This window comes from Kitasatospora sp. NPDC043950, assembly GCF_056435345.1.
Genome location: NZ_JBWKER010000001.1, coordinates 122,533 through 130,940, shown reverse-complemented (window position 1 = coordinate 130,940; position 8,408 = coordinate 122,533). Strand labels below are relative to the sequence as shown.

At 73.1% G+C, this 8,408-nt stretch carries 6 protein-coding genes; 5 read left to right on the top strand and 1 reads right to left on the bottom strand.

Annotation, left to right across the window (positions count from 1 at the left end; translation table 11 throughout):
• Positions 1–430: 430 nt before the first annotated feature.
• Entirely contained in the window at positions 431–2,821 is a 2,391-nt protein-coding gene (locus tag AC07BF_RS00565; protein ID WP_478332689.1) for an ATP-binding protein, read from the top strand.
• An 88-nt stretch (positions 2,822–2,909) separates the two neighbouring features.
• Here AC07BF_RS00565 and AC07BF_RS00560 read toward each other — a convergent pair whose 3' ends face one another.
• Positions 2,910–4,175, bottom strand: coding sequence for a serine hydrolase domain-containing protein (locus tag AC07BF_RS00560; RefSeq protein ID WP_363630463.1), 1,266 nt, complete (start codon positions 4,173–4,175; stop codon positions 2,910–2,912).
• A 250-nt stretch (positions 4,176–4,425) separates the two neighbouring features.
• Here AC07BF_RS00560 and AC07BF_RS00555 point away from each other — a divergent pair, with 250 nt between their 5' ends.
• The 4 genes from AC07BF_RS00555 (at position 4,426) to AC07BF_RS00540 (ending at position 8,219) form a co-directional block, all read left to right on the top strand.
• A complete protein-coding gene (locus AC07BF_RS00555) occupies positions 4,426–5,424 on the top strand; it encodes a phospholipase D-like domain-containing protein (RefSeq protein WP_363630465.1) in 999 nt (332 codons plus the stop codon).
• A 66-nt stretch (positions 5,425–5,490) separates the two neighbouring features.
• Positions 5,491–6,375: an alkaline phosphatase family protein gene (locus AC07BF_RS00550; protein WP_363630467.1), complete on the top strand. Its 885-nt coding sequence runs from the start codon at positions 5,491–5,493 to the stop codon at positions 6,373–6,375.
• Between the two features lie 129 nt (positions 6,376–6,504).
• On the top strand, positions 6,505–7,095 hold the full coding sequence (locus tag AC07BF_RS00545; RefSeq protein WP_400334238.1) for a hypothetical protein: 591 nt from the start codon (positions 6,505–6,507) through the stop codon (positions 7,093–7,095).
• Positions 7,096–7,229: 134 nt separating this feature from the next.
• A complete protein-coding gene (locus AC07BF_RS00540; RefSeq protein ID WP_363589482.1) occupies positions 7,230–8,219 on the top strand; it encodes a PI-PLC domain-containing protein in 990 nt (329 codons plus the stop codon).
• Positions 8,220–8,408: the final 189 nt, after the last annotated feature.

Below are 8,408 nucleotides of genomic sequence, written 5' to 3'. Positions count from 1 at the left end.
GGCCGAACCACAGGGGGAGCGGGAACAAGATGGAGGGTGCCCTGGGCCTGGGGGGGGGGGGGGGGGGGCCGTCCCCCCCCCCCCCCCCCGCAGCAGCAGCCCTGCCCCGCTCGTCCCGCTCGTCCCGTTCGTCATGCCCATCCCGCTCGTCCTGCCCATCCTGCCCGTCCCGCCCATCCCGCCCATCCCGCTCGTCCCGTCCGATCGGCACAACCACAGGCGGAACTATGGGCAGAACCAGCACGCGCGGCCGTCCCACCAGCAGGTGGGACGCCGCGGCCCGCACCGGGGTGCCCGGCGCCTGAGCTGGGCGCTCGATGCTGGGAAAGGGCTGGGTGCGAGGCATACTTCTGCCCGGGCATACTTCTGCCTGGGACGGTCGATCAGGCACAACGCCTGGCAGAAGTAACGGCGCTAGCAGGGGCGGGACATGACGGCTGTGAGCGGCACGGGAGCGGGCACGGAGTCCGAGGGGGCCGGCGACTTCGGCCGCCTGCTGGCCGGGCACCGGGTGGCGGCGGGCCTGACCCAGGAGGAGCTCGCCGCGGCGGCCGGCGTCAGTCTGCGCGCCGTCGGTGACATGGAGCGAGGCCGCACCCGCGGGCCGCAGCGGCGCACCGTCCGGGCCCTGGCCGAGACGCTGGGCCTGGACGCCCCGCAAACCGCCGCGCTGGACCGCGCCGCTCAGTGCGGCCGCCCCCGGGGGACCAGGCCGGTGCCGGCCGCCGCCCCCACCCGCGGGCCGGCCGCCCCCGCCCCGGCCCCCGCCGGACCGGCCGAGACCGGGGACGCCGTGCCCCCCGTCCCGCTCGTGCCGGGCGCCCTCGCGCTGCCCCGCGACATCGCCGACTTCACCGCCCGCGAGAACGCCCTCGCCCTGCTGGCCGAGCTGGCCGAGGACGACCGACCCGCCCACCCCCGGGTGGTGCTGATCAGCGGTCAGCCCGGCCTGGGCAAGACCGCCTTCGCCCTGCACGCCGCCCACACCCTGGCCCCCTCCTTCCCCGACGGGCAGCTCTCGCTCGACCTCGGCGGCATGGCCGCCACCCCGCTCTCCGCCCGCGACGCGCTCGGCCAGGTGCTGCGCGCCCTGGGCGTCGCCGACAACGCGGTGCCCGCCGGGACGGAGGAGCGGGCCGGCCTCTACCGGGCCCTGGTGCGCGAGCGCCGGCTCGTCCTGGTCCTGGACAACGCCGCCGACGAGAGCCAGGTGCGCCCGCTGCTGCCCGGCTCCGGGCCCGCCGTGACCCTGGTGACCAGCCGCAACACCCTGCCCGGACTGGAGTCGGTGCTCCGCCTGCGGCTGGACGCCCTGGCCCCGGGCGAGGCCGCCGACCTGCTGGCCCGGATCGCCGGCCGCGAGCGGATCGACGCGGCGCCCGACGCCACCGCCGAACTGGCCCGGCTCTGCGGCTACCTGCCGCTCGCGCTGCGCATCGCCGGGCAGCGGCTGGTGGCCCGCCCGCAGCAGCCGGTCAGTCATCTGGTGCGCCAACTGGCCGCCGAGGAGCACCGGTTGGACCTGCTGGAGACCGGGGACCTGGCCGTCCGTCCGGCCTTCGCGCTGTCCTACCGGCGGCTGCCGGCCGAATCCCAGCTGGTGCTGCGCCGGTCGGCACTGACCGCCGGGCACGACTTCACCGCCGCCGTCGCCGCCGCCTACGCGGGCCTGCCGGTCGGCCGGACCGAACCCGTCCTGGAGCAGCTGATCGACGCCGGGCTGGTGCAACTCGCCACCCCGGAGCGCTATCGGCTGCACGACCTGGTCCGGCTCTACGCGGGCGAGCGGCTCGGCGCCGACGAGGGCCCCGAGGCGGTGGCGCGGGCCCGGGCAGGGGCTGGTGACTGGCTGCTGAACCGGGCCGCCGAGTACGGCCTTCGGTTCGACCCGGACCACGCGACGGCGGACCCCGACACCGATCCCGACGCCGACGCGGACCGGACCGGCCCCCCGGTGCCGCTCACCGAGGCGGCGCGCTGGCTGGAGGAGGAGCACCCGGAGTGGCTGGCCGCCCTCCACCAGGCCTTCGCCGCCGGCCGGCACCGGGAGGTGATCGACACCGCCGAGGCCATGCACTGGTTCTCCGACCGGCTGCTGAGCTGGGACATCTGGGCCGAGGTCTTCCAACTGTCGGTCGACGCGGCCCGCGCCTGCGGCGACCAGCTGGCCGAGGCCGTCCACGTCAACTACCTGGCGTGGACGTACGTCACCTGCCTGCACCGCTACCAGCGCGGCATCGACCTGGCCAACGAGGGGCTGGAACTGGCTCGCCGGATCGGCGCCCGCGAGCAGGAGGGCTGGGCGCTGACCTACCTCGCGGCAGGCCTTCGGCACCTGCACCGGCACCGGGAGGCCATCGACGCCTACCACCGGGCCGCGGACACCTTCGCCGCCGTCAACAGCCGCTCCGGCTGGATCGGCCGGCTGGTCACGCTGCGCGGCGCGGCCAACTGCCTGCGCGACTCGGGCCGGGCCGAGGAGGCGGTGGAGTCCCGCCGGCGCGCGCTGGCCGGCGCGTTGGAGCTGGTGGAGCGCTGGTCCTCGCCGCTGATGCACCTGGCGGCGGCCATGACGGCACACGAACTCGGCCTGGACCGCGCCGCGCTGGGGCGCTGGCCGGCGGCCGAGAAGGCCTACCGGCAGGCCCTGACCCACTACGAGGAGATCGGCCGGCCGGACAGCATGACCAAGACCCTCACCGAGCTCGGCACCGCCCTGATCGAGCAGGGCCGCGCCGAGGAGGCCCGCGAACTCCTCACCGAGGCGCTCACCGACCTCAGCGCGGACGGCCCCCGGCAGGGGCGGCGCCGGACGGGGTGAGGCGGGAAGCCCGGTGGCGGGCGAAACGCGCACGCCCGCACGGCGGGTGGGCCGTGCGGGCGCGTGAGCGGCGGACTGTGCGGGACGGTCAGATCCGGGTGTCCTCGACCACCGGCAGCGTGTGGTTCTCGGCGAAGGCGCTCGGGGCGAACGAGGTCCGCGGCGCGACGGTCGGCTTCTTGCCGCAGAAGGCCGGCTCCAGCGCGTTCATCAGGCCCTGCGTCACGGAGCCGTTGTTGGAGGCGTTGGCGAACACGACGACGGAGCGCTTGCCGTCCGGGGTGGCGAACGACTGGGTCTGGAAGCCCTGGACGATGCCGCCGTGGCCGTACACGTCACCGCAGGACAGCGAGATGCGGCGCAGCCCGAGGCCGTAGCTGATCTTGGCGGTGGGGGTGGCCAGGGCGGCCGTCATCTGCTTCAGCGAGTCGTCCGAGACCAGCCCGCCGGAGCTGCCCGCCATCAGCGCGGTGAGGAAGTGGTCGAGGTCCGCGGCGTCGGAGATGACCGCGCCGGCCGTCCACACCCAGGAGCCGGTCTGCGCGGTGGAGTCCAGCAGCGGCTTGGTGCGGTCGTCGTTGGTGAGGTAACCGGTGACGTGCGCGCCCTGGATGTCCTGGTCGGGCACGACGAAGGAGGTCTTGCTCAGGCCCAGCGGCTCGATGATCCGCTCGCGCAGGACGTCCTCGTAGGGGCGGCCGGTGAGGTGCTCGACCGCGAGGCCCATCAGGACGAAGTCGGTGTTGGAGTAGGAGTACCGGCTCCCGGGCGTGTACTGCTGGCCGTGCTTGACGGACATCGCCACCAGGTCGCGCGGCGCGTACACGTTGGTGCGGATGCGCGCCTCGAAGGCGCTGGTGGTCTCCTCACCGGCCTGCTCCAGCAGGTCGTTGGTGTGGTCGTAGATCCCGGCGCGGTGCTCCATGACCTGGCGGCCCGTCATGGTCCAGGTGTCCGGCAGGGTGCCGGCCGGCAGGTAGTCGCGCAGCGGCTTGTCGAGGTCGATCAGGCCCTGCTCCGCCAGCTGCATCACGAGAACGGCGTTGAACATCTTGCTGTTGCTGCCGACCCGGAACCTCCACGAGGAGTTCATCGGGGTGCCGTCCAGATCGGCCTTGCCGACGGCCAGCGACCGGGTGGACTCGGCGTCGCCGTGGTCGCGGATCACCGCGAAGGCGCCCGGGGCGCCCGCGTCGGTGGTCGACTGGAGGGCGGCGCGCACCGCGGCCGTGTCCGGGGTGGGCGCCCCGGTGGTGCCCTGGTCGGCGGCCACGGCGTGCGCGGCTCCGGTCGCCAGCAGGACGACACCCGCGGCCGCCACCGCGAGCGGACGCAGAAGGCTGATCTTCGCCATGATCCTCTGTTCTCTCACTCGGCTGACGCGGCGTCCGGCCACGTCCTCGAAGATCCACTATCACCGGAGGGGCCTGCGGCTGGCAAAGTGAACCCGATCGGCCGCACCATCCGTTTCCCGACCCGGGGTCAAGGTTTTACCTGCTGTCGTCTACCCGCGTCGACCGATCCACCCGATGCTGTTCGGGCGCCTCGCGCGTGCTCCCGCACCTTCGCCCAGGCCTTCCCCCTCATCGATCGTGGAGTTCCGCATGCCCCTGGCCACCTCCGCGCGCCGGGCCGGCGCGCTGCTGCTCGCCGCCGCCGGCCTGATACCGCTGTCCGGCACCGCCCAGGCCGCCACCGCCGCCACCGCCGCCACGTACACGCCGATCGTGTTCCCGGACCGGGACCACGGCGTCGTCTACGACCTCATCAACTCGGCCACCCGCTCGGTCGACGTGACCATGTACGAGCTGCGCGACACCACCGCCGTCAACGCCCTGATCGGCCGCCAGCGGGCCGGCCTCACCGTCCGGGTGATCCTCGACGGCCGGCACACCTCGGTCAACGGCGCCGCCTACTCGGCCCTGCGGGCCGCCGGCGTCGGGGTGACGTACTCCTCCTCCGCGTTCGTCTACACCCACCAGAAGACCGTCACCGTGGACGGCGCCAAGTCCCTGATCCTGACCGGGAACCTGGACTCCACCTACTACTCCAGCAGCCGCGACTACGGCGTCGTCGACACCGACGCCAACGACGTCGCCGCGATCGAGCAGGTCTTCGCCGCCGACTACGCCCAGACCTCGATCACCCCCTCCGACGGCGACAACCTGGTCTGGTCGCCCACCGACTCGCAGGCCCGCCTGCTGGACCTGATCAACGGCGCGCAGCACACGCTGGACCTGGAGCAGCTGGAGTTCGGCGACCAGGCCCTGGTGGACGCGGTCGCCGCGGCCGCCGGCCGGGGCGTCACCGTGCGGGTGGTGGGCATGAACCCCTCGTCCTACAGCAGCTACTTCGACCAGGTGGTCACGGCCGGCGGCCAGGTGGTCACCTACTCCTCGACTACGGGCCTGTACATCCACGCCAAGGCGATCGTCGCCGACTACGGCACGCCCTCGGCCAAGGTGTTCGCCGGTTCGGAGAACTTCTCCGACAACTCGCTGAACAACAACCGCGAGCTGGGCCTGATCACCACCGACCCCGGCGTGCTGACCACCGTCGAGTCCACCGTCGCCCGCGACTTCGCCAACGGCACGCCGTACTAGAACGGTTCGTCGCGCGGGCCTGATCGAGCGTCCGCGCCCGGGCCGCTCCCTACCCGAGGAATTGTCATGACTTCGTCCACCAAGCCCGGCTCCCGTCGCACCGCCACCGCCCTCGGCTCGGTGGCAGCCCTGGTCGCGGCCTCCGCCGGCCTCTGGGCCGCCACCGCCTCCACCGCGCAGGCCGCCGCCCTGCCCGCGCCCGACCACATCGTCGTCGTGGTGATGGAGAACCACGCCTACAGCCAGGTCGTCGGCAGCAGCAGCGCCCCCTACCTCAACTCCCTGGCCACCGGCGGCGCCAACCTCACCCAGTCGTTCGGCATCACCCACCCCAGCCAGCCGAACTACTACGCCCTGTTCTCCGGCTCCACCCAGGGCGTCACCGACGACAGCTGCGTCTCCGTCGGCGCCCTCCAGGGCCCCAACCTGGCCTCCGAGGTCACCGCCGCCGGCAGGACCTGGGCCAGTTACAACGAGACCCTGCCCGCGCAGGGCAGCACCGCGTGCAGCAGCGGCAAGTACGCGCAGAAGCACAACCCCTGGTTCGGCTTCGGCAACGTCCCGCTGAACTCGGCCAGGACCTTCGCCCAGTTCCCGACCGACTACACCACCCTGCCGAACGTCTCCTTCGTCGTGCCGAACCTCTGCAGCGACATGCACGACTGCTCGGTCGGCACCGGCGACACCTGGATCAAGAACAACCTCGGCGCCTACGCCACCTGGGCCAAGAGTCACAACAGCCTGCTCGTGGTCACCTTCGACGAGGACAACCGGCTCGCGGGCAACCGCATCCCGACCGTCTTCTACGGCGCCCACGTGACCCCCGGCAGCACCTCCGCCGCGACCTACAACCACTACAACGTGCTGCGGACCCTGGAGGACCTCGCCGGCGCCACCACCCACGCGGGCAACGCGGCCAACGCCGGTGACATCACCGGCATCTGGAACTAGGTCCTGGCCCGCCGCTCGGACGATCCACCGGGAGCCGCACCCGGACCACCGGCCGCCCCGCGCCCGCCGCGCGGGGCGGCCGCCGCGTCGGAGGTCGACAGCGGCGCGGGGGGCGGCGAGGATGGGAGCGTGCGATTCGATGCGGTGCCGATGCCGGAGCGGGTGGGGGAGCGGCCCCGGGACGTCCGGGGCTATCCGGTGCCGGCGGTCACGCCGTGGCGGGGCGGCGAGCCGCAGTTCGCGTTGACCGACCACGAGCGCAGCGCGAACTGCGCGCTGGAGCGCCTCTGTTCGGTGTGCGGGGGGTTCATGGCCCGGGGCCCCGTGTGGCGCGTGGTCGGAGCGGCGGAGAGCGCGGCGATCGCCGCCGCGCTCGCCGAGGGGCGGCCGTACCGCAACCTCGCGCCGACGATGGAGGGGCCCGGTCACCGGGCCTGCATGCTCTACGCGGCGATGGTGTGCCCGTACCTGGCCCGGCCGAACGCCAGGCGCCGGGCGACGGCGCCCGGCGGAGTGGACGAGCTGACGGTGGCCGCCGTCCGCGGGGCGGTGCGGGGCGGCACGGGGGCGGTGGTCGGGTTCGGCGACTACGAGTTCGCCGTCACCGAGAGCCGGGTGCTGTTCCGCTTCCTGGACCCGGTCGAGTTCCTGCCGCACGAGTCCGCCGACGAGCATGTGTCCGCGCTCCGGGCCGAGTTGGCCTCGCGCGACGGACTTTAGCGGAGGATTTGCGCGGTTCGCCCCGTACCGGCCACGAACCAGTGTCAGACTGAGGCGGACATGACCAGTCCTGGATCGGGGGCGGCCGTCCATCGGCGACGGCTTCAGGGCACCGACATCGAGGAGTACGTTTCTTGACCACTCACCTCAGGCACGGCACCGGTGCGCGGAAGGTGCTGGCGCTGCTGGCGGCACTGTGCGGGATCGTCGGCCTCACCGCGCTCGGTACGACCCCTGCGGCGGCGGCCGATTCGCGTCACGCGATCTACGCCATCGCGCACCGGGTCGACACCCTGGACGGGGTGGACGCCGCGCTCGGCCACGGCGCCAACGCCATCGAGATCGACGTCTGCGCCTGGTGGAACCCGAACGAATGGCGTGCCTACCACGACTGTTCCTCGGCCGGTGAGAACCGCCTGGGCCCCAGCTTCGACAGCATGATCGACCGCATCCTCTCCAACGCCAACGCCGGACGCCGGCTGTCGCTGGTCTGGCTGGACATCAAGGACCCGAACTACTGCGGGGAGCAGCCCAACCGCACGTGCAGCGTCGCCGGACTGCGCGACAAGGCGCAGCGGCTGACGGCAGCCGGGATCCAGGTCCTCTACGGCTTCTTCGAGTACCACGGCGGCAACACCCCGGACGTCGGCGGCAGGGGTTGGCAGAGCCTGGAAGGCAGGCTCGGCCCGCTGGAGGGCATCACGTCCACCGGTACCCGCGACCAGGTCCAGGGCGCCTTCAACCGGTCCGGTTCCGGATTCCCGGCCGGTCACCGGGCGATGGACTACGGCGACTCCGACATCACCAAGGGCTTCGGCAACTGTACGGAGGCCACCTACAACACGTGTGCGGAGCTGAAGAAGGGGGCCGGGGACCGCGCCGCCGGGCGGCTCGCGGCCACGCTGTCCTGGACGACCACCTACAACGACCCGTGGTACGTCGACAAGCTGCTCGGCGATGCGGGTGTGGACGGCATCATCGCGGGCTACGGCGCCTTCACCGGCGTGCGCGAGTACGACAACAGCTGGCAGTGCGCCAATGCCATCAACCTCGTCCGTGACTGGGTGAACCGCCACAGCGGCACCCACCGCATGGCCAACAGCGGCGACCGGCTGTTCCGCTAGGCCTTTCCGCCAGGCCTGTTCCGTGGGGCCCGTCCGCTGGGACCGTCCACTGGGCCTGTTCCGCTGGGCCCTGCCCGGCCGAAGGCACCCGCCGTGGGGGGGGGGGGGGGGGGGGGGGGGGGGGGGGGGGGGGGGGGGGGGGGGGGGGGGGGGGGGTGGTTCTTTTGTGATGGGTGGATAGCTTCCACA

Bases quoted from the DNA above. Each gene is read 5' to 3' on its own strand.
- AC07BF_RS00565 (WP_478332689.1), top strand. From the start codon at position 431: ATGACGGCTGTGAGCGGCACGGGAGCGGGCACGGAGTCCGAGGGGGCC.
- AC07BF_RS00560 (WP_363630463.1), bottom strand. From the start codon at position 4,175: ATGGCGAAGATCAGCCTTCTGCGTCCGCTCGCGGTGGCGGCCGCGGGT.
- AC07BF_RS00555 (WP_363630465.1), top strand. From the start codon at position 4,426: ATGCCCCTGGCCACCTCCGCGCGCCGGGCCGGCGCGCTGCTGCTCGCC.
- AC07BF_RS00550 (WP_363630467.1), top strand. From the start codon at position 5,491: ATGACTTCGTCCACCAAGCCCGGCTCCCGTCGCACCGCCACCGCCCTC.